The following is a 25,062-nucleotide window of genomic DNA, read 5'->3' on the forward strand; positions in this document are numbered from 1 at the left end:
CCCTCAATAGGGCAGGCCGACATAGTTCTCGGCGAGCGCGGTCGATGCGGCACGCGACTGCACGAGATAGTCGAGCTCGGCCTCCTGGATGCGCTGGCCGAACTCGCCGGTGTCGGGAAAACGGTGCAGCATCGTCGTCATCCACCAGGAAAAGCGCACCGCCTTCCAGACCCGTGCCAGCGCCTTGCCGGAATAGGCGTCGATGCCAACAGATGATTTCTCGATGTAGAAGTCGCGAAAACCGGCGAAGAGATAGCGCACGTCGCTGGCGGCGAGGTTGAGGCCCTTGGCGCCGGTCGGCGGCACGATGTGGGCGGCGTCCCCGACCAGGAACAGCCTGCCGAAACGCATCGGCTCGGCAACGAAGGAGCGCAGCGGCGCGATCGACTTTTCAAAGGATGGTCCGGTAACGACGCTTGCCGCGGTCTGCTCCGGCAAGCGGCGGCGCAACTCGTCCCAGAAGCGATCGTCCGGCCAGGCTTCGACGCGATCGTCCTGCGGACACTGCACATAATAGCGGCTGCGATGCGTCGAGCGCATCGAGCACAGGGCAAAACCCCGCTCGTGATTGGCGTAGACCAGTTCGTGATCGGCCGGCGGCACTTCGGCCAGCACGCCGAGCCAGCCGAACGGATACTGCCGCTCGAAGATTTTCAGCGCACGCTCGGGCACCGATTTGCGGCTGACGCCGTGATAGCCGTCACAGCCGGCAATGAAGTCGCAATCGATGCGATGCGTGACCCCGTCCTTGTCATAGGTCGCGAAAGGTGCGGCGCCGTCGAAATCGTGCAACGCGACATTTGCCGCCTCGTAGATCGTGGTCAGTCCCTCCGCATCGCGCTTGTCCATCAAATCGTGCGTCACCTCGGTCTGGCCATAGACGGTGACATGCCTGCCGCCGGTCAGTGCCTCGAGGTCGATGCGGTGCAGGCGTCCGTCGAAGGCGAGCGAGATGCCGGAATGCGGCAGTCCTTCCGCGTGCAGCCTTGCCGCCGCGCCGGCCTGTTCCAGCAATTCGACGGTGCCCTGTTCGAGCACCCCTGCCCGCACTCGGCCAAGCACGTGCTCGCGGCTCGCGCGTTCCAGAATGACCGTCTCGACGCCGATGCCGGCCAGAAGCTGCCCAAGCAGCAGGCCGGACGGTCCGGACCCGACGATGACGATTTGCGTGCGCATCAGTGGCCGAGACTTTCGACCTGTGCGGCCAGCTCAGCGGCAAGGCGGAGCGACGCGGCCGTCGCGATGACCATTTGCGGCAGCAATAGCCATTCCAGCGTCCAGGCAGCGCCCGAGCGCTCCTGCTCATGCACGAGCGCGTGATGCATGCCCGCAAGCTGCGTGGCGTTGAAGCGGGCAAGCGCCACCAGCGCTTCGGCCTTCACCGGGTTCTGCTTGTGCGGCATGGCCGAAGAGCCGCCGCCGCCGGAAAGCTCGATCTCGGTTCCACCTTGCGCCATCAGCGCGATGTCCTGGCCGAATTTGCCGAGGCTGCCTGATAGCAGCGACATCAGGCCGGCGAAATCGGCGAGTGCGTCACGCTGGTTCTGCCAATGCGGTGCGTCGCCAAGGCCGAGCTTTGCGGCTAGTGCTGCGCGCACCGCCGGACCTTTGTCGCCTAGCTTTTCCAGCGTGCCGGCGGCACCGCCGAACTGCACCACCAGCAGACGCCTCGACTGTTCCGACAATCTTTCCTGATGCCGTTGCAGTGGCGCCCGCCACGTCCTGACGCGGTCGGCCGCTTTGATCGGAATGGCTGGCTGCATGCGCGTCATTCCCGTCAGCGCCCTGCCGCCAAACCGCTCTCCGAGCGAGACGAGCCGTATAATGGTCTCGGTCAGGAGCAGGCCGAGATGCTCGACGATGGACTTCAGCCGAAACACCAGGCCGGTATCGAGGACATCCTGGCTGGTTGCGCCGAAATGCACTTTGTCGCCATGCGGTTCGCCGACCGCCGCCCTGATCTGGCGTACCAGTTCCGGCACAATGACGCCGTCTTTGGCGACGGCAGCCCGCAGCAAGGCGGTGTCGGGCCGGAATGTGGCAAGTGCGGCCACGATCGCGGCGGCATCATCCCTGGTGATAATCCCGTTTTCAGCTTCCGCTTGCGCCAGCGCCCGCTCGAAGGCAAGCATCGCCTCGATTTCCGCCTCAACGGAAAAATGCCGGTTCGCCTCCTCGTCGCCGAGAAGAGCGGAGAGCAGTGGATGGTCGAAGGGCGATACGGTCATATCCTGCTCCTCCTGACCATCAGCTGTCGAAGAAGACCGTTTCCTTCTCCCCCTGGAGATGGATGTCGAAAACATAAATATCGCCGTTGCGCTCGGCGATCAGCGTCGGCACGCGGACGCGGTGCTCGATGCGCGCCAGGATCGCATCCCCGGCATTGGCCTTTTCCTCATCGGAAAAATACAGGCGTGTGTGCAGGCCGAGATTGATGCCGCGCGCGACGATCCAGAGGGTGATGTGCGGGGCCATCAGGCTTCCGTCCCTGAACGGCACGCGGCCCGGCTTGATCGTCTCGAACGTGCACAGACCGGTGTCCATGTCGGTCGGGCAACGGCCCCAGCCGAAAAAGTTCGGATCGGCCGCGCCGCGCAGTTCAGCCGGCGAATTGTAGAGCCCATCCGCATCTGCCTGCCAGATCTCGATCAGCGCATCCTTGAGCGGCGTGCCGGTACCGTCGAGCACCCGGATGCGCAGGCCGATGCGCTCCCCCTTGGTCTTGTCGTTGACCATGGTCGCACCAAGGTCGGTCGCATAGACGCCGCCGATGCCGCAGAAATTGGGCGTCAGCCCGATATGGACATAAGGTCCGGCGGTCTGCGAGGGGCTTTCCCTGAGCCGGTCGAGCGACTGGGCCATCAATTGCCCTCCAGCCTGTTTTCGAACAGCGACGCGCGGCGCCCGCGCAGCACGATGTCGAACTTGTAGGCGCGCGCGTCGAAGGGGATCGTCGCCTGCATGTCGAGCGTGGCGATCAGCGTTTCGACGGCGGCCTTGTCGGGGATGCCGCGCACGATCGGGCAGTGCCAGATCAGCGGATCACCCTCGAAATACATTGCGTGATCAGCCGCTGCGCAAAGCCGTGGCCGAAGACCGAGAAATGGATGTGCGAGGGCCGCCAGTCGTTCGGCCCGTTCGGCCAGGGATAGGGGCCGGGCTTGACGGTGCGAAAGGCGTAGCCGCCATCCTCGCCTGTTATGGCGCGCCCGCAGCCGCCAAAGTTCGGGTCGAGCGGCGCCAGATAGCCGTCCTTCTTGTGGCGGTAGCGGCCGCCGGCATTGGCCTGCCAGAATTCGAGCAGCGCGCCGGGTACGCCAACGCCGCGTTCATCGAGCACCCGGCCATGGACGATGATGCGCTCGCCGAGCGCGCTCTCGCCGGGCCTGGCGAAATTGTGGATCAGGTCGGCGTCGAGTTTGCCGAGCATGGCGTGACCGAAGACCTGGCCTGCAATCTCCGACAGCGTGTTGTCGAACGGCAGCGGCGCCTTCTGCGGCGAGCGCAGCACGGAGCTCTTGTAATTCGGTGTCAGAACAGGCGGATGCCAGGTCCGGTCGCGCTGGAAGAAGGCGCCGGTCTCGGGCCTCCGGTTCGAGCCGGACTCAGCGGTCATTCTGGCTTCCGTCCATTTCCGAAAACACGTCCTTGGCAATTTTGAAGGCACGGTTGGCGGCCGGCACGCCGGCATAGATGGCGACATGCAGGAACGCCTCGCAGATATCGTCGCGCGAGGCGCCGGTGTTGACGGTGGCGCGCACATGCATAGCAACCTCCTCATCATGGCCGAGCGCGGCCAGCAGCGCCAGCGTGACGATCGAACGCTCACGCCTGGTCAAGCCCGGCCGCGCCCACACGGTTCCCCAGGCGGCCTCGGTGATCAGCTCCTGGAAAGGCTGGTCGAAATCGGTGGCGGCGACCTCGGCGCGCTCGACATGGCGGTCGCCAAGCACCGAGCGCCGCACCGCGAGGCCGGTGCGATATCTGGCTGCATCGCCGGGGACTTCATCCATGGGTTTCTGCTCCAGGGGCAAGCGACGCGATAAAACCGCGGATCAGGGCGGTGAGCGCTTCAGGCTGTTCGACGCAAGGAATGTGTCCAGCGTCGCGGATGATTTCGAAGCGCGCGCCGGGGATCAGCGCGGCCAGCGAGCGGACGAGATCGGGAGGTGTCGAGCCATCCTGGTCGCCGGCGACGCAGAGCGTCGGCACCGCGATGCGGCGTGCAGCATCGGTGAAATCGGCATCGCGAACGGCCGCGCAAGTCCCGACGTAACCTGCAAGCGCTTGCCTCGTCATCATGTTCCAGTAACCGTCGAGCTCGGCCTGACGCGCCGCGTGGAAGGCGGGGGTGAACCATAGTTTGAGCACGCCATCGGCAATCGCCTGGATGCCCTTGCTTTCGACGGTCGAGATGCGTGTGTTCCAGCTGTCTGTCGTGCCGATCTTGTGTGCCGTATCGCAAAGGATCAGGCCTTCGACGATTTCAGGCCGCCTGGCATAGAGCCCCTGCGCGATCATGCCGCCGACCGACAGGCCGCACAGCACGACCTTGCTCAAGCCGAAATGATCGATGAGCGCCGAGAGGTCATCGACGTGATCGTCGATCGACCTGATGTCGCCGATGTCGGACAGTCCGTGGCCGCGCTTGTCATACACCAGCAGCGGCATTTCACCATCGAACGTCGAGACAATTTCGTCCCAGATCCGGAAGTCGGTGCCGAGCGAATTGATGAATATGATTGGGCGCGCATTGCCGGTCGCCTTGATGTGGCGATGGTGCAGCGTGATGCCGCCGATGGTGACGAATGGCACGGTTTCGATCCTCCGACCTCACATTGCACAAGGCGTTTGGTTCGGTAAAATGATATTTTTTGGCGTTTCATTAACTCAGGGGTTATCGAATCCATGTCCGAGAGCCGCATTCGGTTCCGTCACCTGCAGGCATTCCTGGAAGTTGCGCGGCAGGGGAGCGTGGCGCGAGCGGCTGACTTGCTGCATGTCAGCCCGCCGGCCGTGACCAAGACATTGCGCGAACTGGAAGAGGCGCTGGGGGTTGCGGTGGTGGAGCGCGACGGCCGCGGCATCCGACTGACGCGCATCGGCGAGATCTTCCTTCGCCACGCCGCCACGGCGATCACGGCGCTCAAGCAAGGCGTCGATTCCGTCCGCCAGGACGGAGCGGTCAACCGGCACCCGATCCGCATCGGCGCGCTGCCGACGGTGTCGGCGCGGGTGATGCCGCTTGCCATGAGCCTGTTCCTCAAAGAGAGCACCGGTGCGGCGATCAAGATCGTCACCGGCGAGAACGCGGTGCTGCTCGAACAGTTGCGCACCGGCGCGCTCGATCTCGTCGTCGGACGGTTGGCGGCGCCGGAGAACATGACCGGCTTCTTCTTCGAGCATCTCTACTCCGAACAGGTGCTGTTCGTGGTGCGGGCGCGACATCCGCTGCTTGAGCCCGGACAGGACGTGTTCGCGCGGCTCGACGAGTTCCCGGCGCTGATGCCGACACGGGAATCGGTCATCCGCCCTTTCGTCGACCGCCTGTTCATCACCAACGGCATGACGGCGCCGGCAACCGAGATCGAAACCGTCTCGGACTCCTTCGGCCGCGCCTTCCTGCGGCAGAGCGATGCGGTTTGGATCATTTCGGCAGGCGTCGTCGCCAATGAACTCGGCAGTGGCGCCTTCGTCGCCCTGCCGGTCGACACCGGGGAAACCAAAGGACCGGTCGGCCTGACGATGCGGACCGACACGGCGCCCTCGCCGGCCTTCTCCATCCTGTTGCAGACCATCCGCGAAGCGGCGAGGCAAAGCAGTTGATGCGGCTCAGACTGGCGATCAGATCTCCCGCGAAGGCGTGAAGCGAACGCTTGCGGACCGCATGTGCCCGGGCGCCAGTACGATACAGCCGGCCTCGATGCCCGTGTCAGCCCTGCGGTTGAAGGCATCGGTGATGTTGCTGACCGGTTCGGCGCAAAAGAACGGCTCGCCGGGCGGCGTGTAGAGGACAAGGAAATCGAGTGGCGCCTCGGCCTCGATGTCCAGTTGCCGTCCATGCTCCGGCCAGGAGATCCGGGCGCGGCGCGACCATCCGGTGAAGACCGTGTCGAAGTCCGTCTCCGACACGTCGAAGCCCGTGGTCGGGTTGGAGCCTGCAGGCGGCAGGACGTGCCGGGTGGGCAGGATTTCCGCGTCGGTCTCCCACATGCCGGACACCCGCGCCTGGACATGCGTCCACGGTGTCGATGGGAAATAGGGATGCAGGCCGAGCCCGGCCGGCATCGGCGCGTCCGACAGGTTGCGCAGCGAGATGGCGGTGATCAGGCTGCCATCGACCAGCGAGATCTCTTGCCTTGCCTCATAGCTCCACGGCCAGGAATCGGCGGCATGGCGATAGGATAGGACGGTGGCGCTGGCTTCGTGCCGCACGACGGTCCATGGCCGACGCCAGCCATGGCCATGCTCATGATGTGGATCGTCCGGGCTGGTCGGCAGTTCGACGGTGCGGCCTGCGAATGCGAAGCGGCCGTGCCTTATGCGATTGGAGTAGGGAACCAGCGGGAAGCAGGCCATGGCGCCGGCATCGCGGCCGTCGATCGCCGCCTGATCCGCAGGGCGCAGCCAATCCACGACGGATCCGTTTTGCCGCCAGCGATACGACGCCAGCGCGCCGCCGGCGGCCGGCGCGATCTCCACGGTCGCAATGCCGTCGCTGATCGAGATCAGCCCTTGGTGCTGCTCGGCAACGGCAGCGGAATTCTTTGTCATCGGCACTCCCCCATCCCTTGACTCCAATCGCAATGCCGATAAGACATATCATATGAATAGTATGAAGAATAACAAATCTTTCAGTATGGCGCGTACGTCGAGAGTCGCGGTGGCGGTTTCCAGCGGCTCCACCGCTCTGCATGCGACCGTCGTCGAGCAAATCGGATTGCGCATCGTTCAAGGCGATTTCCTGCCCGGCGAGGCACTGCCCAATGCCGACGATTCAAGCGAGATGCTGGGGGTCAGCCGCACGGTGCTGCGCGAGGCGATCAAGGTGTTGGCGGGCAAGGGGCTGGTCGAATCGCGGCCGAAGACCGGCACACGGGTGCGTCCTCGTGCCGACTGGAATTTCCTCGACCCGGACGTCCTGTCATGGCGCTATGCCAGCGGTGTCAGCGCCGACGATGTCCGGGCGCTGTTCGAATTGCGCAGGGCCATCGAGCCGATGTCGGCAGCGCTTGCGGCCCAGCGCGCCACGCCAGCGCAGATCGCCGAGATCAATGCAGCTCTGGTCGAAATGGAGGCGGTGGTCGACGACGGCGACCGCTTCGCCAAGCCTGACCTTTTGTTCCACCAGACCATACTGCGCATGACCGGCAATGAGCTGATCGGCTCGCTGGCGGCACTGGTCGAAACCGCATTGGTGACGAGCTTTCGTCTTTCCAACGACAATCCGGAAGGGCAGCGCCCCTCATTGCCGCTGCACCGGGAAGTCGCCGAAAAGATCGCCGCCGGCGACGCGACCGGCGCACAAAAGGCGCTGCTGGTCCTCATCGACAATGCCGAGGAGGACGTGCGCCGCAGTGTCGAGAACCGCAACAAGCGCCGCCAGAATCGGGAGCTGGCATCGTGAGCGAGAACAAACGCAAGCTACGGTCCGAGGCCTGGTTCGGCGGCGAAGGCAAGAACGCGTTCATGCACCGCAGCTGGATGAAGAACCAGGGCATCCCCGCCGACGCTTTCGACGGCCGCCCGGTGATCGGCATCTGCAACACCTGGTCGGAATTGACCCCGTGCAATGCCCACCTGCGGGCGCTGGCCGATCACGTCAAGCGCGGCGTCTATGAAGCCGGCGGCCTGCCGCTCGAATTTCCGGTGATGTCGCTGGGCGAGAGCAACATGCGCCCCACCGCCATGCTGTTTCGCAATCTGGTCAGCATGGATGTTGAAGAGTCCATCCGCGGCAATCCGATCGATGGCGTCATCCTGCTGGTCGGTTGCGACAAGACCACGCCGGCGCTGCTGATGGGGGCTGCGTCGTGCAATCTGCCGACCATCGCCGTTTCCGGCGGGCCGATGCTCAACGGCAAGTTCCGCGGACAGGATATCGGCTCGGGCACCCATGTCTGGAAATTCGCCGAGGAGGTTAAGGCCGGCCGCATGCCGGTTGCCGACTTTCTCGCCGCCGAGCAGGGCCAGAGCCGATCGGCGGGCAGCTGCATGACGATGGGCACCGCCTCGACCATGGCCAGCATGGTCGAAGCGCTCGGCATCGGCATGCCGGACAATGCCGCGATCCCGGCGGTGGATTCGCGCCGTGGCGTGCTCGCCCAGATGGCCGGACGCCAGATCGTCGATCTGGTGCGCAGGGACGTGACGATCGCGCAGATCCTCACCAGGCAAGCGTTCGAGAACGCCATTCGCGTCAACGGCGCGATCGGTGGCTCGACCAATGCGGTGCTGCATCTGATCGCCATCGCCAACCGGATCGGTGTCGATCTCAGCCTCGAAGACTGGGACCGCCTAGGTCGTGACGTTCCAACTATTGTCGATTTGATGCCGTCGGGCCGGTTCCTGATGGAAGATTTCTACTACGCCGGGGGGCTAGCTGCGGTCATGGCGTCGCTTGATGAAGTGGGGCTTCTTCATCGCGACGCCATGACCGTCAGCGCCAAGACCATCGGTGAATTGATCGACGGCGCGCCCAACTACAACAGCGAAGTGATCCGCCCAATGAGCCAGCCGCTGACCAAGGAAGGGGGCATCTCCATCCTGCGCGGCAATCTGGCGCCTGACGGCGCGGTCATCAAGCCGTCCGCGGCAACGCCCGAGCTGATGCAGCATCGCGGCAAGGCGGTGGTGTTCGAAAACATCGAGCATTACTACGCCCGCATCGACGATCCGGAGTTGGACATCGACGCCACCTCGGTGATGGTGCTGAAGAACTGCGGGCCGCGCGGTTATCCCGGAATGGCCGAGGTCGGCAACATGCCGCTGCCGGCCAAACTGCTCAAGCTAGGCATCTCCGACATGGTGCGCATTTCGGACGCGCGCATGAGCGGCACCGCCTACGGCACCGTGGTTCTGCATGTGGCACCGGAAGCAGCCGCAGGCGGCGCGCTGGCGCTGGTGCGCGACGGCGACCTCATCGAGCTCGACGTCGCCGGCCGCCGGTTGGAACTTTTGGTGTCGGAAGAGGAGCTCGCCATCCGCCGGCGTGACTGGAAGCCGCCGGCGTCGCCGGAGGGCGGCTATCAGAGCCTTTATGTCGAGCGCGTGCTGCAGGCCGACAAGGGCTGCGATTTCGACTTTCTCGTCGGCCGGCGCGATGCCGGCATTCCTCGGCATTCGCACTAGAGAGGCGCGCGATGACGGATCAAATCGGCTACGCGATCTATCCAAGCCTCAAGGGCCGCAGCGTCTTCATAACAGGCGGCGGCAGCGGCATCGGCGAAAGCCTGGTGCGCCATTTCTGCGCCCAGGGCAGCCGCGTCGCCTTCGTCGACATGGCCGAAGAACCATCCCAACGTCTGGTCGACGCGATTGCGGCCGAGGGACATGCCGCGCCGCTGTTCATTCCCTGCGACCTGCGCAACGTCGAAGAGTTGCAGGCGGCAGCCGTGCAGGCAATGCAGCACAATGGCCCCATCCAGGCGCTGTGCAACAATGCCGGCAATGACGACCGCCACCAGACCAAGGATGTGACGGTTGCCTATTGGGACGACCGCATGGCGGTCAATCTGCGCCACCAGTTTTTCGCGGCGCAGGCAGTGCGTCCGCAGATGAGCGCGCAGGGCGGCGGCTCGATCATCAACTTCGGCTCCATCACCTGGATGGTCGGCGATCCGGATTGCCCAGCCTATGTCACCGCGAAAGCGGGTATTTACGGCATGACGCGGGCGCTGGCCCGCGAACTCGGCCCCGAGCGCATCCGCGTCAACTGCATGGTGCCGGGCTGGGTGATGACAGAGCGCCAGATGCGCCTGTGGTTGAACCCGGCCGGCGAACGCCAGATCGCGGAAAGGCAGTGCCTGCCCGACCGGCTGCAACCCTCCGATATCGCGCGCATGGCGCTGTTCCTGGCCGCCGACGACAGCCGCATGTGCACAAGCCAGCAGTTCATCGTCGATGCGGGCTGGGTGTGACCCGTACGATTCCAAAGGAAGAAGGTTAGTTCATGCGTCTTGTTCAGTTCAGAATGGCCGACGGCAGCAGACGGGTGGGCCGTGTCTGCGATGACGGCAATCATCTGCACCCGCTCGAAAAGACCAGCAGCGTGCTGGAACTGGCCGAAGCGGCAATTGCCCAGGGCACGTCGATCGCAGCGCTGGTCGAGAAGCGGACCGGCACGGCGAAAATCGACTACGACCAACTGTTGCGCGATGGGCAGGTGCTCGCTCCGGTCGACCATCCCGAACCGGCGCGCTTCCTGGTCACCGGCACCGGCCTCACCCACACCGGAAGTGCCGCCGCGCGCAACCAGATGCATGTTCTGACCCATGGCGAAGGTGCCGACGAATCCGATTCCTTGAAAATCTTCCGCATGGGACTGGAGGGCGGCAAGCCTGGCGCCGGCAAGATCGGGATTCAGCCAGAGTGGTTCTTCAAGGGCGTCGGCACCTGCATTGTCCCGCCCGGCGCGCCGCTGCCGATGCCGGCATTCGCGAAAGCCGGTGCGGAGGAAGCCGAGATCGTCGGGCTTTATGTCAATGGACCCGATGGCCATCCCTATCGCATCGGCTATGCGCTCGGAAACGAATATTCCGACCACGTGACGGAGGGCGAGAACTACCTTTATCTCGCCCATTCCAAGCTGCGCTCCTGCTCGATCGGTCCGGAACTGCTGATCGGTGACCTGCCCGAAGAAGTGCGCGGCCATTCGCGCATCCTACGCGACGGCACTGTTATCTGGGAGCAGGAGTTCCTGTCGGGTGAAGCGCACATGTCGCACTCGATCGCCAATCTCGAACACTTCCATTTCCGCTACCCGATGCACCGCAGGGCGGGCGACCTTCACGCCTATTTCTTCGGCGCGGCGGTGATGAGCTACGCCTCCGGCGTCAAGACGGCTTCCGGCGACGAGTATGAAATCCAGGCACAGACGTTCGGCAAGCCACTGCGCAACCGGATGGTGTCGGTGCCGGACGAGGGACTGGTCGCTGTTACCCAGCTGTGACGGCGCAGGCCCGAAAATTACGGTCCACCAGAACGATAATGGGAGATTAAAATGGGACTGAGGAAAGCGTTTCTAAGACTAGCGACAATCGGGCTCAGCATCGGCCTGATGACATCGGCGGCGCTCGCCGCGAACCTTCGGGTACTGGCTTGGGACGGCTACGCCGATGCCGACTGGGTCAAGGATTTCACCGCCGCGACCGGCATCGGCGTCGATGTCGTCTTCATCGGCAGCGACGACGAGATCTGGGCCAAGATCAAGGGCAGCGAGGGCCAGGACTTCGACGTCTTTGCTGTCAACACCGCCCAGTTGCAGCGCTACATCAAGGCTGACCTGGTGTCGCCGATCGACGTCACCAAGCTCGCCAACCAGAAAGACGTGCTGCCGCGCTTCCGCGACCTGACGGCGGTCAGCGGCGTGACCAAGGACGGCAAGGTCTACGGCATTCCGTTCTGCTTCGACTCCATCGGCCTGATCTACGACACCGACAAGGTCAAGCCGGCGCCGACCTCGATGTCGGTTCTGTGGGACCCGGCCTACAAGGGCAAGGTGCTGGCGTATGATAATGGCGAGCACAATTTCTCGTTCACCGCACTGACGCTCGGCTACAAGGATCCGTTCAACCTCAACGAAGAGCAGATGGCTGCAGTCAAGGCCAAGCTGGTCGAACTCAAGCGCAACGTGCTCAGCTTCTACACCACCGCCGACGAGGCGCAGCAGATCTACCAGAACAATGATGTGGCCCTGATCTGGGCCAATTACGGCCAGCAGCAGGTCAAGGCGCTGCAGAAGATCGGCGCCCATGTCGCCTACGTCAATCCGAGCGAGGGCGCGCTTGCCTGGCTCGACAACTGGGTCATTTCCAAGGGTGTCCGTGATAATGCGGCAGCCGAGAAATGGATCGACTTCATGCTGAGCAAGAAGGTCGGCGGCGAGCTTTCCGAGCGTACCGGCTTCGGCAACACGGTGACGGAAACCGGCAGCGCCGGCGGCAACGACAAGCTGGTCTGGCTCAACAATGTCGAGGACCCGCTCAAGCGTTCGGACATGTGGAACGAGGTCAAGGCAACGCCCTGATCTTTCCGCACCATGCCTTCGAAGGACCCGGCGGTCCGGAGTTCCGGACCGCCGAAGCGTATGCGAGAGTATTTCATGAACCAGAACACCGACCTCTTGACGCTGCGGTCCGTCTCGAAATCCTACGGCACGGTCCCCGTGCTGCACGACATCGACCTGTCGATCAAGGACGGTGAGTTCCTCACCGTTCTTGGACCATCCGGCTCCGGCAAGACCACGGTGCTGCGGCTGATCGGCGGGCTGGAACCGCTGACGTCGGGCGAGATCCGCCTGGATGGGCAAGACATCAGCCGCATGCCGATCAACCGGCGGCCGTTCAACACCGTGTTTCAGGACTATGCGCTGTTCCCGCACCTGACCGTTTCCGGCAATGTCGGCTACGGGCTTTCGGTTCGCCATGTCCAGCGCAAGGAAATCGCGCGCCGAGTCGCGGAGGCGCTGGAACTGGTCCAGCTCGGGCGTTTCGCCGACCGCTTTCCGGCGCAGCTCTCCGGCGGCCAGCGCCAGCGCGTCGCACTCGCCCGTGCGCTGATCTGCCAGCCGCGCCTGATCCTGCTCGATGAGCCGCTCGCCGCACTCGACCTCGAACTGCGCCGGCAGATGCAGGTGTTCCTAAAGTCCATCCAGCGCGAAATCAGGACCACCTTCCTGTTCGTCACCCACGACCAGGAAGAAGCCATCGGCATGGCCGACCGGATCTGCGTCATGGAGGCCGGCCATATCCGCCAGCTCGGCACGCCGCACGACCTTTACTACAGACCGGATTGCGAATTCGTCGCGCGTTTCTTCGGCGAGAACAATCTGGTGGCCGGGAAACTCGGACCGGTCCAGGGCGAGCTGCGATCGATCGAGACGGCGCTCGGGCGCCTCATCTGTTCGATCAGCGACCAGCCGCATTTGAAAGTCGCAGCGGAAGGCGCCAGCGCTTACGCCGCGTTCCGTCCAGAAGCCTTGCACCTTGCAGATGCAAAGGACACCGACAACCGTTTTTCCGGCACGATCTCCGATCTGGCCTTTGCCGGCTCGTCGACCGTCGCCACCATCGCGACCGGCGCCGACAATGCCGCGCAACGCTTGCGGCTGCGCGTGCCGAGCCGGGTCGACGGCAGCGCGCTCAGATCCGGCGAGGCCGTATCGCTTTCCTTTGCGCCGCATGAAGGCCATCTGGTGCTGGCATGAGCAAAGCCGGATCGACGCTGCCTGCGGAAAAACGGCTGTCGCTGCTGGTGACGGTGCTGGCGTTTGCCTTGCCAGTGGTCTTCGTCCTGGTGCCGCTGGCGATCTTCCTCGGCTACAGCTTCTTCAGCGTCGACCAGGGCACGATCGTCTATGGCTTTTCGCTGGGCAATTATGTCAGGTTCTTTACCGATCCGGTCTTTCTGCCGGTGTTCTGGAACACCATCGTGCTGTGCGTGTCGGTGGCCATCATCTGCATCCTGCTCGCCTATCCCGCCGCCTATTTCCTGACGACGCTGAAAGGGCGCTGGCGCTATGCCTTGCTGATGCTGCTCTTGGTGCCGCTGCTGATGAGCTACGTCATCAAGATCTATGCCATCCGCAGCATCCTCGGCCTCAACGGTTTCCTCAACAAGACACTGGTGGCGCTCGGCATTCTGCAGGAACCGTCGACGCTTTTCGTGTTCAACATGAACGCCATCCTTTTGACGCTGACCCTGCTCCTGATCCCCTTCGCCATCCTGCCGATCTTCCTGTCGCTGGAGCGGATTCCGCAGGTGCTGCTGCGCGCATCCGACGATCTCGGCGCGAGCGGCTTGCAGACCTTCCTGCGCATCACCTTGCCGCTCAGCCTGCCCGGCGTCGCTTCGGCGGCGAGCTTCGTCTTCGTGCTGGCGATTGGCGATTTCCTGACGCCGCAAATGGTCGGCGGGATCAGCGGCTTCACCTTCGGCCGCATCCTCTACAGCCAGTTCGGCACGGCCTATAACTGGCCGTTCGGCGCGGCGCTGTCGGTGGCGCTGGCCGTCGTGGTGATCGCCGCAATCCTCATCGGCGAACGCTTTGGCCGCAACCCGGGGACTTCGGCATGAGCGCCCTGCCCCGACTGTCCACGATCTTTCTGGCCGCGATCACGACACTGGTTGCGGTCCTGCTCTACAGCCCGCTGTTCGTGCCGATCGTGTCGTCGTTCTTCACCATTTCGCATGGCTCCGTCGACTGGTCGTCGCCGACGCTTGCGACCTATGTGGCGCTGGCTGAAAACCACGACATATTGGCCGCTCTGCGCACGACGCTGATCGTCGGCGTCTGCACCGTCATCCTGTCGGTGGTCAGCGGAACGCTGCTGGCGCTCTATTATCATGGGCGCCGTTCCGGACGCTCGCTGCTGCAGTTCATCATCTTCCTGCCGTTCCTGATGCCGCCGATCATCAGCGGCCTGGCGCTGCTGATCTTCTTCCGCGAGATCGGCCTCGAACGCTCGCTGCTGACGGTCGTTATCGGCCATACGGTTTTCGTGTTGGCGATAGTCTACCGCACGGTACTGATGCGGCTGCAGTCGATGAGCCGCACGCTGGTTGAAGCGTCCTACGATCTCGGTGCCACGGGCTGGCAGACCTTCTGGCGCATCATCCTGCCGAACCTGTCGAGCGCCATGGTCGGCGGCGCCATCCTGGCCTTCGCCCTGTCATTCGACGAGACCATGATCACCATCCTGGTCACTGGCACGCAAAGCACGCTGCCGGTCAGGCTGTGGGCGATGATGCGGCTTGGCTTCTCACCCGATATCAATGCGCTGGTGGCGCTGATCCTGATGTTCACCGTGCTGCTCTGCGTGCTCGCCGCCCGCTTTCTCATCCCCAGGCAAGTTGCGACGGAACGGACGTGAGTGCCGGGCAAGAGCGCCGCAATGAGGCAGCCATATTCTTGGTCCGGCATCGATGCTGACATAATCGATGCCGGACCAAACGGAATGATGCTTACTGAAGCTTGGCCTGCAAGGCGTTGACATCGTCGGTGGTCATTTCACCGTCCGTCGCTACCTTGCCGTCGACGATCTTCCACAGCCGGAACGGGCCTGTGATGTCGCCATATTTATCGAAGGCGACCGGGCCGATGACGCCTTCGTAGCGGATCGGCTTGCCGTCCTTGATCAGGCCGAGCGCCTTGGCGAACTCTTCCTTGCCAGCAAAGATCGGCGTGCCGGCCGGATCGACCGCCTTGTACATCGCGTCCTTGATCTTGGCCGGGTCCTCGGAGCCGGCAATGGCGATGGCGAGGCCAACAATCGCGCCGGCGTCATAGGAACGGTCGGCTGCCGGATTGGTCGGTTCGATGCCGGAGAATTCCTTATAGTTCTTGGTGAAATACTCCGTCGAGGCCGTCGGGCTGGTGCCGGACGACGTGCCGTAGGCTTCCTTCAGATAATCGGCGCCGACGGATTCGATGAAGTCCGGGCTGTTCATGCCGTCATTGAGCAGGAATTTCTGCACGCCGCCCTGCGAGATCCAGGTGCGGGCGACCGTCGCGCCGTCGACCGGTGTGCTGACGAGGTAGAGACCGTCCGGTTCACCGGCCATTGCCGCGGTGACTTCGGAGGCATAGCTCGACTGCTTTTCATTGTAAGGCGTGTCGGAGACGATGGTGCCGCCGAGCGCTTTGTAGGCACGCGAGAATTCGGCCACCATGTTGACGCCGAAATCGTTGTTGACGTGGATGATCGACAGCTTCTTGAAACCCTTGTCGATGGCATATTTGGCGGCGGCGACACCCTGTAGCGCATCGGAGGTGATGGTGCGGAAGAAGATGCCGTTGGTCTTGCCGTCGCGGCCGAGCGCGGTGAGCGTCGGCGAGGATGACGCTGGCGAGACCTGGACGATCTTGGCTGGCGCGGTCACCGAGGTCAGGATCGGGATCGACACCGACGAGATGATGCCGCCGATGATGACCGGCACTTTCTTGACCTGCACAAGCTGAGTGGCGGCGTCGACCGCGATGTTGCCCTGGCTCTGGCTGTCGCGCGTGTCGGTGACGAGATCGCAGCCGCGCACCCCGCCGGCTCCGTTGATGTCGCGGAAGGCCATCTCGACCGACTTGGCGCCGGCCTGGCCGTATTCGCCGGCCGGGCCGGTCAGCTCCATGACGAGGCCGACGGTGATCTTGCAATCGGCGGCTTGCGCAGCACCCGCCATCGTGACGAGAGCGAGCGCTGTGGTGAGTTGGAGTATCGTCTTTGTCATTGTTGTTCCCCTTTCGTTGCTCGACTGTATTTGAATTCTGTAGCCTGTTCAGCGTTCCGGCACCTGCAGCCAGGTTTCATGCAGATGTCGCCATTCGACGCCGTTGGGCGCCGATGAACTGGTGGTGAAGACGGCGCTCGATTGACGGCGGCTGTGCTTGCCTGCGCGCAGCTGCGCTTCGACATAGAGGACGACGATGGTATCCGCGTCCTGCCAGCCGGGCCGGATGTCCTCGATCGAAATGGCGAAACCATCGTCGCAGGAAGCACGGCTTGCGCGGACATGGTCGACGACCGCTTCGCGATCGAGGATCTGTCCGTCCGGCGCCACCATGCTGAGGTCCTTGCCCATGGCGCGTTCGAAGCGGCCGAAGTCCACCGTGTTGGCTCGCGCGGCGACGAACCAGTCGACGAAGAAGCGGTGCAGGTCGATGATTTCGGCGCTGGCGCGTGAAAACAGGGAGGGTTCGCCGCTCATTTCTTCCCCGCATTGAGGTTGTAATGCATGATCGAACCGTGGCGGCCGCGGCGGTCGCGCTCCAGCGTGTAGACGTCACCTTCGAGGCCGGTGCCTTGCGCGATGACGGCCGCAATCCGCTCCCGGTCCTCGGCGTCGAGCGCAACGTCCATGATTTTCGCATTGGCGATGGCGTGGGCCTGGTTGCGGGCGCCGACGATGACCGCCGCCACTTGCGGCTGCTCCAGCACCCAGGCGCTGGCGATGGTGGCGACGTCAACGCCGTGGCGGTCGCCAACGGCCTTCAGCGCCTGCAGCAGGTGCTGGAACAGCTCCCAGCCGCCAAAATCGTCGATGATCAGCTTGTACTTGACCAGCGAGCGGTTTTCGAGCGGCGTGGCGGGCTCGGCCGCACCGAGCCATTTGTTGCTGAGGAAGCCGCCGGCAACTGAGCCATAGCAGAGGAAGCTGACGCCGTTCTGTTTTGCGAGCGCGGCCAGGCTGCTGCCCGGGCGCTGGTCGAGCACGGAATATTGCAGTTGCTGGCTGACCAGCGGGATGCCGGCAGCGAGTATCTCGGCGAGCCTTGGCGTGTCGAAATTGGTGGTGCCGAGATTGCGCACCTTGCCCTCCAACCGAAGCTCGTTGAGCCAGCCCATGGCATCGACATAGCGCGGCTGTTCATAGTCCCACCAATGGAACTGCACGAGATCGAGCCGCTCGGTCTTCAGCCGCCGCAACGACTGGTCGACGATGCCCCTGATGTAGTCGCGGCTGATACTGGCCAGCCGTTCGAGGTCGGGCACCAGCTTGGTGTGCACCTTCATCCGGGCCGCGACGTCGAGGCCGCGCTCGCTGGCCAGCCGCAGGCGCGCGGCACCGATCAGCTCCTCGACGCCGGTGTAGATGTCGGCGCAATCATAGGTCCAGATGCCGGCATCGAAAGTGGCGATCAGATCGGCCACCGCCTGGCTGCGGTCAATGGCGCCGTGGCCGCCAGCCAGCTGCCAGCCGCCGCGAATGACGCGCGAGATGGTGTAGCCGGGGCCGAGTTCGAAGGTGTTGGCGGTCATCTCAGGTCATCCTCTTTCGGCAGCGGCACCGCCGTCGTCTCGGCGTGGCTGAACCGCCGCTTGGCCGCCCTGACGATCCGCAGCCGGCTGCCGCAATTGGGATCGGGACAAGCGATCTCGGCGTCCGAGGTCATCCAGTCGTTCGGGTGGGTTGGGCGCTGCTTGGCTGCCAGCAGCGGCAACACGGCGGCGATCGAATAGATCGAAAAACCCTGCCCTGCCGGCATCGACAGCATCTCGCCCTTGAGCTCGAAATAGTCGCCTTCCTTGGCGCCGCAATAGATAGGTTTGCCCTTGGGGATGACCGCCTCGACGCGAAGGTCGAACAGCTCGAAACTGTCGTCGGCCATGTCAGGCCTCCATCAGGCTGAAGGTGATATCGCAGGCGCCGTTGCGGCGGATGACACCGCACGCGGAGGCGAACCGGTCACGCTCTTCGACGCGCACCTGCGCCACCACACTGCCGGCCAGCCAGCCTATCGGGAACAAGAGCCGCGCGCCCTGCCCGTAGTAGAGGCCAATGTCGAAGATCGCATTGGGATTGCCGCCCCACATGCGTGGCGGCACGTAGGACAGTACGATGTCGCCCGGCTGCGGGTTCAGCGTCGCGTTCTCGGCCGGCAACGGTTTTGCATAGGCCTGGCCCTCGAGGTCGGTTGATGGAACCGGACAGGAAATCTCAGGCCCCGTCCACATCGCATGGATGCCCGGAACAACGCGTGGCGTGCCGAAGTAGGCCAAGAGGAAGGCAGCGTTTTCCGGCGCCTTCTCGGGCAGCAGCAATGCCGTTACGGAAAGCTGCGAGCGCGGCTCGGTGATCCTGATGGCGGTCATGTCTGGTCTTTCGCGGCGGCGGCCTGCAACTTGCTGCGCAGGAAGGTGAAGGGTCGGCTGATGTCGGCGACCAGCGACTCGCGCGCCGCCTGCGCATCCTGCGTGGACAGCGCCGTGACGATGCGGCGGTGATATTGGGCGGTGTCGACCTCGCCGGCTTCCGAGAAGGCGTAGATGGCGACACGAATGCAGGGACCCGATTGCAGCCACAGGCTCTCGATCATCGGGATCAGCACGGCCGAACCGCAGGAGCGGTAAATCTCGAAATGAAAGCTCTGGTTGAGCGTCACTTCGCGGTCGACGTCCTTCTTGTGTTTCAAAGCCCGCATCTCGTCCCATTCGGCGAGGATGGTTTCGATGGTGGCGATCTGGCGCGGACCCATGCGGGCGGCGGCCAGCGCGATCGCCTCGCCCTCGATCAGGATGCGAGCCCGCAGGAGATCGTCGAGGCGTTCCAGCGTGATCGGCGGCACGCGCACCGAACGGTTGGGCAGCGCCTCCAGCGCCTTTTCCGTGATCAGCCGGCCGAGCGCCTCGCGCACCGGCATGGTCGAGGTGACCAAGGCGTCAGCCAGGCCGCGGATGGTCAGCACCTGGCTCGGTTCGAACAGGCCGCCAATCAGGGCGCGGCGCAGCTCGGAATACACGCGGTCCTGCACGGTCTCGCGGCCGACCGGCGCAAGCTGGGCCGCGATCACCTCGTTGTTCTTTTCGATGGCAGCCTTTTGCATGGAATTCCGTTCGTGGCCGGTTTTCGGCTTGCGGAGGAAATTAAAGCCGAATAGCGTGATCAACGCAAGTGTGATCACAAATCATAATCAGGAGGCGGCAGCGATCGTCTTCGGCCAGAGGGTTTGATGAGCGAGGCAACCAAACGGCAAGGGGAAACCCGCGCGCCGGTTCTGACGGCAAGGAATGTCGTCAGGCGGTTCGGCGGCCTTGTCGCGGTCAACGACGTCTCGTTTAACGTCAAAGCGGGCGAAATCCTCGGCCTCATCGGCCCCAACGGCGCCGGCAAGACGACGATGTTCGACCTGCTTGCCGGCAGCATATTGCCGACCAGCGGCGAAATCCTTCTCAACGGCGCGCGCGTCTCGGGCGAAGCAGCACATCTGCGCATCGGACGCGGTCTCGGCCGCACGTTTCAGATACCGCGCCCGCTGCCCAACCTGACGCTGATCGAAAACATCATGCTGGCGGCACAGGGTCAGGCCGGCGAAAAGCTGCTTGCCAATTTCGTCACGCCATGGCGCGTCGCCGCGCAGGAAAGGGCCGCCAGGACAAAGGCGCTTGAACTGCTGGAACTGGTCGCCCTCGCCCATCTCGCGCATGAGCCGGCGCGCGTGCTTTCCGGCGGCCAGCGCAAGCTGCTCGAACTCGCCCGCGTGATGATGGCCGATCCGGCGATCATCTTGCTCGACGAACCGGCGGCCGGCGTCAACGCGACGCTGCTCGAAGTCATCATCGACCGCATCCGCGACATCAATGCGCGCGGTATCACCTTCCTGCTGATCGAGCATAATATCGACATGGTAACGCGGCTCTGCCATCGCGTCCTCGTCATGGCGAGCGGCCAGTTGCTCAGCGAAGGCACGGCCGAAGAGGTCGCTCGCGACCCGCGCGTCATCGAGGCCTATCTCGGAGGCGCGGCATGAGCGAGATCGTTCTCGATGTCCGCGACCTCGAAGCCGGCTACGAGCCCGGCGTGCCGATCGTGCGCGGCGCCTCGATCACCGTCGCCAAGGGCGAGATCGTCGTGGTGCTCGGCCCCAACGGCGCCGGCAAGTCTAGCTTCATCAAGGCCATCGCCGGCCTCGTCCCGATCACCGGCGGCACAGTGTTTCTGGACGGCAAGGACATCACTGCCGCGCCGGCCCACACCATGGTGCGGCTCGGGCTGGCCTTCGTGCCGCAGACCGAAAACATCTTCCCACTGATGTCGGTCGAGGACAATCTCAGAGTTGCTTGCGGCATCCTTGAGCGGCGCGAAATTCCTGCGCGCATCGAGGAGATGTATGCCGCCTTCCCCGATCTCGTCCGCCAGCGCCGCACCGCCGCCGGCAACCTCTCGGGCGGACAACGGCAGATGCTCGCCGTTGCGCGGGCGCTGATCGTCCACCCCAAGGTGCTGGTGCTAGACGAGCCGTCGGCCGGCCTGTCGCCGAAATTCGTCTCGATGGTGTTCGAGATGCTGGCAAACATCCGCAAGTCCGGCGTCACCATCCTGCTGGTCGAACAGAATGCCAAGGCAGCGCTCGCCATCGGCGACCGCGCCTATGTGCTGGTCGAAGGCAAAGACCGGCACGAGGGCATTGCTTCCGAGCTGTGGAACGATCCGGTAGTCGCCGAACTCTATCTCGGCCAGCGCCCCCGCAAGTCCGGCACAGGAGGTGGGGCATGAGCCTGCAATTTGTCGTCGACGGATTGCTGACGGGTTCGATGATCGGCCTGGGCGCCATCGGCGTGACGCTTACCTATTCGATCCTGCGCTTCTCGAACTTTGCCCATGGCGACTTCATGGCCTGGGGCACCTATGCGACGCTGGCCGTCGTCAGCGCCATCGGCGCGACATTCGGCAAGGTGGCACCGATCGCACCGCTGTCCTTCGGCTGGCCGCTGATTGTCGCGCTGGTCGTTGGCATGGCGTTCACCGCTTTGCTGGCGCTGCTGCTCGACAAGGTGCTGTTTTCGCGGCTGCGCTCGCAAGGCCAGGCGATCATCGTGGTGATGGCGAGCTTCGGTGCCTCGATGGCGCTGAGAAGCCTGCTCGAATTCACCTTCACCTCGCGGCCGACCTATTTCAGCCGGGCGATCCAGATCGCCATGCCGGTCGGCTTCGGCATCCGCATCACATCAGACCAGATCGCGCTTTTGCTGCTGACCGCGGTGCTGGTGCTCGCCGTGCATCTGTTGATGACGCGCACGCAGACCGGCCGCTCGATGCAGGCCCTGAGCCAGAACGCGGCACTGGCCCGCATCGTCGGCATCGACGTCGCCAGCGTGGTGCGCGTCACCTGGGTCATCGGCGGGGCGCTGGCCTGCGTGGCCGGCGTGATGATCGGCATCCTGGTGCAGATCCGCCCGTTCATGGGCTTCGACATGCTATTGCCGATGTTTGCCGCCGCCATTCTCGGCGGCATCGGCAGCATCCCCGGCGCCGTGCTCGGCGGCCTGATCATCGGGCTCGCCGAGGCCGGTGCCGTGCAGCTGATCGGCGCCGAATGGCGCGCCGCCGTCTCCTTCATCATCCTGATGGCGGTGCTGTTCGTGCGGCCGATCGGCCTGTTTGGTGTGAGGGAACGCTGATGGATCTGATCGGCTACGGCGCCTTCTTCCTGACCACCGCGCTGATCTTTTCGCTGGTCACGCTGGGGCTCAATTTGCAGTGGGGCCTGACCGGCCTGTTCAATGTCGGCCTTGCCGGCTTCGTCGCCATCGGCGCCTACACCTCGGCATTGCTGACCACTCCCGACGACGCCGCGCGGCTGGGTGGCCTTGGCCTGCCGATCGTTGTCGGCTGGGCGGGCGCCATGGTCGTCGGCGGCATTGCCGCGGCGTTAACTGGCATGGCGACGCTGCGGCTCAGGTCCGACTATCTGGCGATCACCACCTTCGGCGTCGCCGTCGTCGTGCAACTGGTCGCGCTCAACGCGCAGAAACTGACCGGCGGCCCGTTCGGCATCGGCTTCATCCCGCGCCCCTTCGGCAGCCTTGCCGAGACGCCGCTGCTGTTCAACCTGTCGAACCTTGCCGTGGTCGCGGCGGTGACTCTGGTCGCCTATCTCGCTTTGGAACATCTGTCGCGCAGCCCGTGGGGCCGCGTGCTGAAGGCGCTACGCGAGGATGAGCGGGCGGCGATCTCGCTTGGCAAGAGCGCGCGTTTCTATCGCGTCCAGGCCTTTGCCGTGGGCGGCGCCATCATGGCGCTGGCCGGTGCACTGCAGGCGCATTTCACCGGCTTCATCGCGCCGGACAATTATTTACCGATCCTGACTTTCCAGGTCTGGGTGATGCTGATCGTCGGCGGCTCGGGCAGCAATCTCGGCGCCGTCGTCGGCAGCATCCTGGTCTGGGCGATATGGGCTGGGTCGGGCACGCTGACCAGCATCCTCTTCCCGCCGGAACAGCAGGCTCGTGCCGCCGCGCTGCAGATCGCCGCCATCGGCGTCATGCTCTGCGTTATCCTGCTGGTCCGGCCGAACGGGCTGTTCGGCGACAGGCCACGGCGGCCTTGGCTCGGCAAGCGGACGAAGGTGACTACGGCCAAAAGCGTTTCCCCGTCATGAATGCCGCGGTTCGGCAGGAAGCGCATGGCGCTTCACTCTGGCTTGCCGTCAGCCGCGACCGCCGCGAACGGCCGGCGCTGCAGGGTAAGCTCGATGTCGACCTGGCCATTGTCGGCGGCGGCTTTTCGGGCCTTTCAACCGCGCTGCACGCCGCCGGCAAAGGCCTTTCCGTCGCCGTTCTCGAAGCCGAATTCATCGCCTGGGGCGCAACCGGCAGGAATGCTGGCTTCGTCGTGCCGAACTTCGCCAAGATGGACCCGGCCGACATACTGGCCCATCTCGGACCATCGCGTGGCGAAAGGCTGATCGATTTCGCCGCCGGCAGCGCCGACCTGGTTTTCCGCCTGATCCGGCAGCACGGCATCGACTGCGACGCCGTGCAGAACGGATGGATCCAGCCGGCGCATTCGCCTGCCGCCTTTGAAAAGGTCAAGTCACGTGCCGGGCAGTGGGCACAGCGTGGCCGGCCGGCAGTCACATTGGATCGGCAGGAAGTCGAAGCCCTGACAGGCGTGCCAGGCTATGTCGGCGGCTGGATGGACCGTTCCGGCGGCGTGCTCAATCCGGTCGCCTATGCGCGCGGATTGGCCGATGCGGCGGAGAAGGCCGGCGCAAAGATCTTCGAGCAGACGCGCGTCACCTCGGTTGATCGCATAGCCGATGGCTGGATGCTGAAAACGCCCTCTGGCTCGGTACGCGCGGGCAAGGTGCTGATCGCCACCAACGCCTATGGCTGGTCCCTCAATCCGTCGTTGCAGCGAACCTACTTCCCGCTGAAAGTCTTCCAGATCGCGACAGCGCCGCTGCCTCGTGAAGTGCGCAACCGATTGCTTCCCGGCGGGCAAGGTGTCGGTGACACCAGACGCAATCTGTTCACCTTCCGCTTCGACGCCGAAAACCGGCTGATCAGCGGGGGCATGCATATCCTTGGCGCCGGTGCGGATACGCGCGTATCGCAGACGATCTGGCGAAGGCTCGGCCGGCATCTCGGTCTGCCCGACCTGCCGCCGCTTGCCTATAGCTGGTCGGGAATGGCAGCGGTCGAACCGGATTTCCTGCCGCACCTGATCGACCTCGGTCCGGGACTGATCGCCGGTCGCGCCTGCAACGGGCGCGGCATCGCCATGACGACGGCGATGGGCAAGGTTCTGGCCGACTGGGCCGCCGGCACCGACGCCCGCGACCTGCCGCTGCCCTTCGCGCCGCCGGCGCCAATACCGTTCCACGCCGTGCTGCGGCACGCGCCCAACATGCTGCTCGGCTGGAGCATGCTGCGCGACCGGCTGGACGGGACGAGCTAGGCCGACGGCTCCCTGGCAGCGTCAAGGTTTGCAGACAGCACAGCGGCCGCCACGGCGATGTCCTCTTCTATGAAAATCCGCACAGTGGGACCGCTGCGCTGCTCCAGTGCGGCGACGATCTTGCGATGCGCGTCGTTGGACTGCGGGATGTAGCGATCGGCCTGCATCAGCAGCTTGAGATAAGGCCCGACCCGCCCCCAGAGGTCGCGGATCATGTTCAAAAGGATCGGCGCGCCGGCATGCTGGTAGATGGCGAAGTGGAACGCCTCGTTCAATGAGAGATAGGCCCTGGCGTCGCCGGCCTCAATGGCACGCTGCATGCCGGCGAGCGTCGCCTGGATGTCAGCCAGCCCGCTTTCGCTCATCCTGGTCGCCGCCATCTCGCCCGCCAGTCCCTCGACGGCGATGCGGATGCGCGTCAGCTCCTCGAAGGCAGGCGCGGACAGCAACGGCACGATGACCGAGCGGTTGTTCTGCATCTCGAGCAGCCGCTCGGCGACAAGCCTCTGCAGCGCCTCGCGGATCGGTGTCGTCGAGATGCCGAACGTCTCGGCGAGCTTGCGGATGACCAGCGCCTGGCCCGGGCTGAAGCCGCCGGAAATCAACTCCTGCTTGAGCGCGCCATAGGCGCGGTCATTCAGGGTCTGATGTTCAAGCTTCAGCATACGC

The 25,062-nt window shown here is 64.3% G+C and carries 27 protein-coding genes and 1 pseudogene; 14 read left to right on the top strand and 14 right to left on the bottom strand.

The annotated features are described in order from the left end of the window. Window positions 1-3 precede the first annotated feature (3 nt). The 6 genes and pseudogenes from pobA to pcaD all read right to left on the bottom strand — a co-directional run bounded on the left by pobA (window position 4) and on the right by pcaD (window position 4,815). Window positions 4-1,176 (bottom strand): 4-hydroxybenzoate 3-monooxygenase, encoded by a 1,173-nt coding sequence (pobA, locus tag A9K65_RS28520; protein WP_027163880.1) that lies wholly within the window; start codon window positions 1,174-1,176, stop codon window positions 4-6. Further along, window positions 1,176-2,228 (bottom strand): 3-carboxy-cis,cis-muconate cycloisomerase, encoded by a 1,053-nt coding sequence (locus A9K65_RS28525; RefSeq protein WP_064995070.1) that lies wholly within the window; start codon window positions 2,226-2,228, stop codon window positions 1,176-1,178. Before A9K65_RS28525 ends, pobA begins: the two co-directional genes overlap by 1 nt. 19 nt (window positions 2,229-2,247) lie before the next feature. Next, window positions 2,248-2,862, bottom strand: a complete 615-nt coding sequence (pcaG, locus tag A9K65_RS28530; RefSeq protein ID WP_013532961.1) for a protocatechuate 3,4-dioxygenase subunit alpha — start codon at window positions 2,860-2,862, stop codon at window positions 2,248-2,250. Continuing rightward, window positions 2,862-3,703, bottom strand: a pseudogene (pcaH, locus tag A9K65_RS28535) (protocatechuate 3,4-dioxygenase subunit beta). The gene pcaG and the pseudogene pcaH overlap by 1 nt, the downstream one beginning before the upstream one ends. Beyond that, the gene (gene pcaC / locus A9K65_RS28540) at window positions 3,606-4,013 is read right to left on the bottom strand and encodes a 4-carboxymuconolactone decarboxylase (RefSeq protein ID WP_063171590.1); all 408 of its coding nucleotides are present in this window, start codon (window positions 4,011-4,013) and stop codon (window positions 3,606-3,608) included. The pseudogene pcaH and the gene pcaC overlap by 98 nt, the downstream one beginning before the upstream one ends. Next, window positions 4,006-4,815, bottom strand: coding sequence for a 3-oxoadipate enol-lactonase (gene pcaD / locus A9K65_RS28545; RefSeq protein WP_064995069.1), 810 nt, complete (start codon window positions 4,813-4,815; stop codon window positions 4,006-4,008). The genes pcaC and pcaD overlap by 8 nt, the downstream gene beginning before the upstream one ends. A gap of 93 nt (window positions 4,816-4,908) precedes the next feature. Here pcaD and pcaQ point away from each other — a divergent pair, with 93 nt between their 5' ends. After that, on the top strand, window positions 4,909-5,826 hold the full coding sequence (gene pcaQ / locus A9K65_RS28550; protein WP_064995068.1) for a pca operon transcription factor PcaQ: 918 nt from the start codon (window positions 4,909-4,911) through the stop codon (window positions 5,824-5,826). A gap of 18 nt (window positions 5,827-5,844) precedes the next feature. Here pcaQ and A9K65_RS28555 read toward each other — a convergent pair whose 3' ends face one another. Next, window positions 5,845-6,774 (bottom strand): aldose 1-epimerase, encoded by a 930-nt coding sequence (locus A9K65_RS28555; protein WP_064995067.1) that lies wholly within the window; start codon window positions 6,772-6,774, stop codon window positions 5,845-5,847. Between the two features lie 109 nt (window positions 6,775-6,883). On the opposite strand from A9K65_RS28555, the gene A9K65_RS28560 reads away from it, so the two are divergent. The 8 genes from A9K65_RS28560 to A9K65_RS28595 all read left to right on the top strand — a co-directional run bounded on the left by A9K65_RS28560 (window position 6,884) and on the right by A9K65_RS28595 (window position 15,092). After that, window positions 6,884-7,627, top strand: coding sequence for a FadR/GntR family transcriptional regulator (locus A9K65_RS28560; protein WP_013532967.1), 744 nt, complete (start codon window positions 6,884-6,886; stop codon window positions 7,625-7,627). Then, a complete protein-coding gene (locus A9K65_RS28565) occupies window positions 7,624-9,351 on the top strand; it encodes an IlvD/Edd family dehydratase (protein ID WP_064995066.1) in 1,728 nt (575 codons plus the stop codon). Before A9K65_RS28560 ends, A9K65_RS28565 begins: the two co-directional genes overlap by 4 nt. 11 nt (window positions 9,352-9,362) lie before the next feature. Beyond that, the gene (locus A9K65_RS28570) at window positions 9,363-10,139 is read left to right on the top strand and encodes an SDR family oxidoreductase (RefSeq protein WP_064995065.1); all 777 of its coding nucleotides are present in this window, start codon (window positions 9,363-9,365) and stop codon (window positions 10,137-10,139) included. A gap of 32 nt (window positions 10,140-10,171) precedes the next feature. Further along, window positions 10,172-11,170 (top strand): AraD1 family protein, encoded by a 999-nt coding sequence (gene araD1, locus A9K65_RS28575; protein ID WP_064995064.1) that lies wholly within the window; start codon window positions 10,172-10,174, stop codon window positions 11,168-11,170. Window positions 11,171-11,221: 51 nt separating this feature from the next. Further along, window positions 11,222-12,247, top strand: a complete 1,026-nt coding sequence (locus tag A9K65_RS28580) for an ABC transporter substrate-binding protein (protein WP_064995063.1) — start codon at window positions 11,222-11,224, stop codon at window positions 12,245-12,247. A 75-nt stretch (window positions 12,248-12,322) separates the two neighbouring features. Next, complete coding sequence (locus A9K65_RS28585) at window positions 12,323-13,426, top strand: ABC transporter ATP-binding protein (protein WP_064995062.1); 1,104 nt, start codon at window positions 12,323-12,325, stop codon at window positions 13,424-13,426. After that, on the top strand, window positions 13,423-14,295 hold the full coding sequence (locus A9K65_RS28590) for an ABC transporter permease (RefSeq protein WP_064995061.1): 873 nt from the start codon (window positions 13,423-13,425) through the stop codon (window positions 14,293-14,295). Before A9K65_RS28585 ends, A9K65_RS28590 begins: the two co-directional genes overlap by 4 nt. After that, window positions 14,292-15,092, top strand: a complete 801-nt coding sequence (locus A9K65_RS28595; protein WP_063171580.1) for an ABC transporter permease — start codon at window positions 14,292-14,294, stop codon at window positions 15,090-15,092. The genes A9K65_RS28590 and A9K65_RS28595 overlap by 4 nt, the downstream gene beginning before the upstream one ends. Window positions 15,093-15,183: 91 nt before the next feature. Here the strand turns inward: A9K65_RS28595 and A9K65_RS28600 are convergent, their stop codons facing one another. From A9K65_RS28600 to A9K65_RS28625, 6 genes are read right to left on the bottom strand one after another with little or no spacing between them, the layout of a single operon-like run. After that, window positions 15,184-16,443, bottom strand: a complete 1,260-nt coding sequence (locus A9K65_RS28600) for an ABC transporter substrate-binding protein (protein WP_013532975.1) — start codon at window positions 16,441-16,443, stop codon at window positions 15,184-15,186. Window positions 16,444-16,491: 48 nt separating this feature from the next. Next, window positions 16,492-16,920, bottom strand: a complete 429-nt coding sequence (locus A9K65_RS28605) for a DUF4440 domain-containing protein (protein WP_064995060.1) — start codon at window positions 16,918-16,920, stop codon at window positions 16,492-16,494. Next, the gene (locus A9K65_RS28610) at window positions 16,917-17,972 is read right to left on the bottom strand and encodes an aldo/keto reductase (RefSeq protein WP_064995059.1); all 1,056 of its coding nucleotides are present in this window, start codon (window positions 17,970-17,972) and stop codon (window positions 16,917-16,919) included. Before A9K65_RS28610 ends, A9K65_RS28605 begins: the two co-directional genes overlap by 4 nt. After that, on the bottom strand, window positions 17,969-18,322 hold the full coding sequence (locus tag A9K65_RS28615) for a TIGR04076 family protein (RefSeq protein WP_064995058.1): 354 nt from the start codon (window positions 18,320-18,322) through the stop codon (window positions 17,969-17,971). The genes A9K65_RS28610 and A9K65_RS28615 overlap by 4 nt, the downstream gene beginning before the upstream one ends. Before the next feature lies 1 nt (window position 18,323). Next, window positions 18,324-18,806: a DUF3830 family protein gene (locus A9K65_RS28620; RefSeq protein WP_064995057.1), complete on the bottom strand. Its 483-nt coding sequence runs from the start codon at window positions 18,804-18,806 to the stop codon at window positions 18,324-18,326. Further along, complete coding sequence (locus tag A9K65_RS28625; protein ID WP_024502532.1) at window positions 18,803-19,537, bottom strand: GntR family transcriptional regulator; 735 nt, start codon at window positions 19,535-19,537, stop codon at window positions 18,803-18,805. The genes A9K65_RS28620 and A9K65_RS28625 overlap by 4 nt, the downstream gene beginning before the upstream one ends. 126 nt (window positions 19,538-19,663) lie before the next feature. Between A9K65_RS28625 and A9K65_RS28630 the strand changes: the two genes are divergently transcribed. Genes A9K65_RS28630 through A9K65_RS28650 form a run of 5 tightly spaced genes read left to right on the top strand, consistent with a single transcriptional unit; the run spans window position 19,664 to window position 24,393 of the window. Further along, window positions 19,664-20,461, top strand: coding sequence for an ABC transporter ATP-binding protein (locus A9K65_RS28630; RefSeq protein ID WP_013532981.1), 798 nt, complete (start codon window positions 19,664-19,666; stop codon window positions 20,459-20,461). Further along, window positions 20,458-21,207 carry an ABC transporter ATP-binding protein gene (locus A9K65_RS28635; protein WP_063171575.1) on the top strand — a complete coding sequence of 250 codons (750 nt, stop codon included), beginning with the start codon at window positions 20,458-20,460 and terminating at the stop codon, window positions 21,205-21,207. Before A9K65_RS28630 ends, A9K65_RS28635 begins: the two co-directional genes overlap by 4 nt. Continuing rightward, complete coding sequence (locus A9K65_RS28640; protein WP_024502530.1) at window positions 21,204-22,112, top strand: branched-chain amino acid ABC transporter permease; 909 nt, start codon at window positions 21,204-21,206, stop codon at window positions 22,110-22,112. The genes A9K65_RS28635 and A9K65_RS28640 overlap by 4 nt, the downstream gene beginning before the upstream one ends. Further along, entirely contained in the window at window positions 22,109-23,092 is a 984-nt protein-coding gene (locus A9K65_RS28645) for a branched-chain amino acid ABC transporter permease (RefSeq protein WP_064995188.1), read from the top strand. Before A9K65_RS28640 ends, A9K65_RS28645 begins: the two co-directional genes overlap by 4 nt. Further along, window positions 23,089-24,393, top strand: coding sequence for an FAD-dependent oxidoreductase (locus A9K65_RS28650; protein WP_064995056.1), 1,305 nt, complete (start codon window positions 23,089-23,091; stop codon window positions 24,391-24,393). Before A9K65_RS28645 ends, A9K65_RS28650 begins: the two co-directional genes overlap by 4 nt. Here A9K65_RS28650 and A9K65_RS28655 read toward each other — a convergent pair. Next, window positions 24,390-25,058: a GntR family transcriptional regulator gene (locus A9K65_RS28655; RefSeq protein ID WP_024502527.1), complete on the bottom strand. Its 669-nt coding sequence runs from the start codon at window positions 25,056-25,058 to the stop codon at window positions 24,390-24,392. The two genes, A9K65_RS28650 and A9K65_RS28655, sit on opposite strands and share 4 nt — an antisense overlap. Between the last annotated feature and the right edge of the window lie 4 nt (window positions 25,059-25,062).

It is taken from the genome of Mesorhizobium sp. WSM1497, from assembly GCF_001672455.2.
GTDB lineage: Bacteria > Pseudomonadota > Alphaproteobacteria > Rhizobiales > Rhizobiaceae > Mesorhizobium > Mesorhizobium ciceri.

Bases quoted from the DNA above. Each gene is read 5' to 3' on its own strand.
- A9K65_RS28600 (WP_013532975.1), bottom strand. From the start codon at position 16,443: ATGACAAAGACGATACTCCAACTCACCACAGCGCTCGCTCTCGTCACG.
- A9K65_RS28590 (WP_064995061.1), top strand. From the start codon at position 13,423: ATGAGCAAAGCCGGATCGACGCTGCCTGCGGAAAAACGGCTGTCGCTG.
- A9K65_RS28605 (WP_064995060.1), bottom strand. From the start codon at position 16,920: ATGAGCGGCGAACCCTCCCTGTTTTCACGCGCCAGCGCCGAAATCATC.
- araD1 (WP_064995064.1), top strand. From the start codon at position 10,172: ATGCGTCTTGTTCAGTTCAGAATGGCCGACGGCAGCAGACGGGTGGGC.
- A9K65_RS28625 (WP_024502532.1), bottom strand. From the start codon at position 19,537: ATGCAAAAGGCTGCCATCGAAAAGAACAACGAGGTGATCGCGGCCCAG.
- A9K65_RS28640 (WP_024502530.1), top strand. From the start codon at position 21,204: ATGAGCCTGCAATTTGTCGTCGACGGATTGCTGACGGGTTCGATGATC.
- A9K65_RS28620 (WP_064995057.1), bottom strand. From the start codon at position 18,806: ATGACCGCCATCAGGATCACCGAGCCGCGCTCGCAGCTTTCCGTAACG.
- pcaG (WP_013532961.1), bottom strand. From the start codon at position 2,862: ATGGCCCAGTCGCTCGACCGGCTCAGGGAAAGCCCCTCGCAGACCGCC.
- A9K65_RS28650 (WP_064995056.1), top strand. From the start codon at position 23,089: ATGAATGCCGCGGTTCGGCAGGAAGCGCATGGCGCTTCACTCTGGCTT.
- A9K65_RS28655 (WP_024502527.1), bottom strand. From the start codon at position 25,058: ATGCTGAAGCTTGAACATCAGACCCTGAATGACCGCGCCTATGGCGCG.
- A9K65_RS28555 (WP_064995067.1), bottom strand. From the start codon at position 6,774: ATGACAAAGAATTCCGCTGCCGTTGCCGAGCAGCACCAAGGGCTGATC.
- A9K65_RS28570 (WP_064995065.1), top strand. From the start codon at position 9,363: ATGACGGATCAAATCGGCTACGCGATCTATCCAAGCCTCAAGGGCCGC.
- A9K65_RS28615 (WP_064995058.1), bottom strand. From the start codon at position 18,322: ATGGCCGACGACAGTTTCGAGCTGTTCGACCTTCGCGTCGAGGCGGTC.
- A9K65_RS28630 (WP_013532981.1), top strand. From the start codon at position 19,664: ATGAGCGAGGCAACCAAACGGCAAGGGGAAACCCGCGCGCCGGTTCTG.
- A9K65_RS28525 (WP_064995070.1), bottom strand. From the start codon at position 2,228: ATGACCGTATCGCCCTTCGACCATCCACTGCTCTCCGCTCTTCTCGGC.
- A9K65_RS28595 (WP_063171580.1), top strand. From the start codon at position 14,292: ATGAGCGCCCTGCCCCGACTGTCCACGATCTTTCTGGCCGCGATCACG.
- A9K65_RS28580 (WP_064995063.1), top strand. From the start codon at position 11,222: ATGGGACTGAGGAAAGCGTTTCTAAGACTAGCGACAATCGGGCTCAGC.
- A9K65_RS28610 (WP_064995059.1), bottom strand. From the start codon at position 17,972: ATGACCGCCAACACCTTCGAACTCGGCCCCGGCTACACCATCTCGCGC.
- A9K65_RS28585 (WP_064995062.1), top strand. From the start codon at position 12,323: ATGAACCAGAACACCGACCTCTTGACGCTGCGGTCCGTCTCGAAATCC.
- A9K65_RS28635 (WP_063171575.1), top strand. From the start codon at position 20,458: ATGAGCGAGATCGTTCTCGATGTCCGCGACCTCGAAGCCGGCTACGAG.
- pcaC (WP_063171590.1), bottom strand. From the start codon at position 4,013: ATGGATGAAGTCCCCGGCGATGCAGCCAGATATCGCACCGGCCTCGCG.
- pobA (WP_027163880.1), bottom strand. From the start codon at position 1,176: ATGCGCACGCAAATCGTCATCGTCGGGTCCGGACCGTCCGGCCTGCTG.
- pcaQ (WP_064995068.1), top strand. From the start codon at position 4,909: ATGTCCGAGAGCCGCATTCGGTTCCGTCACCTGCAGGCATTCCTGGAA.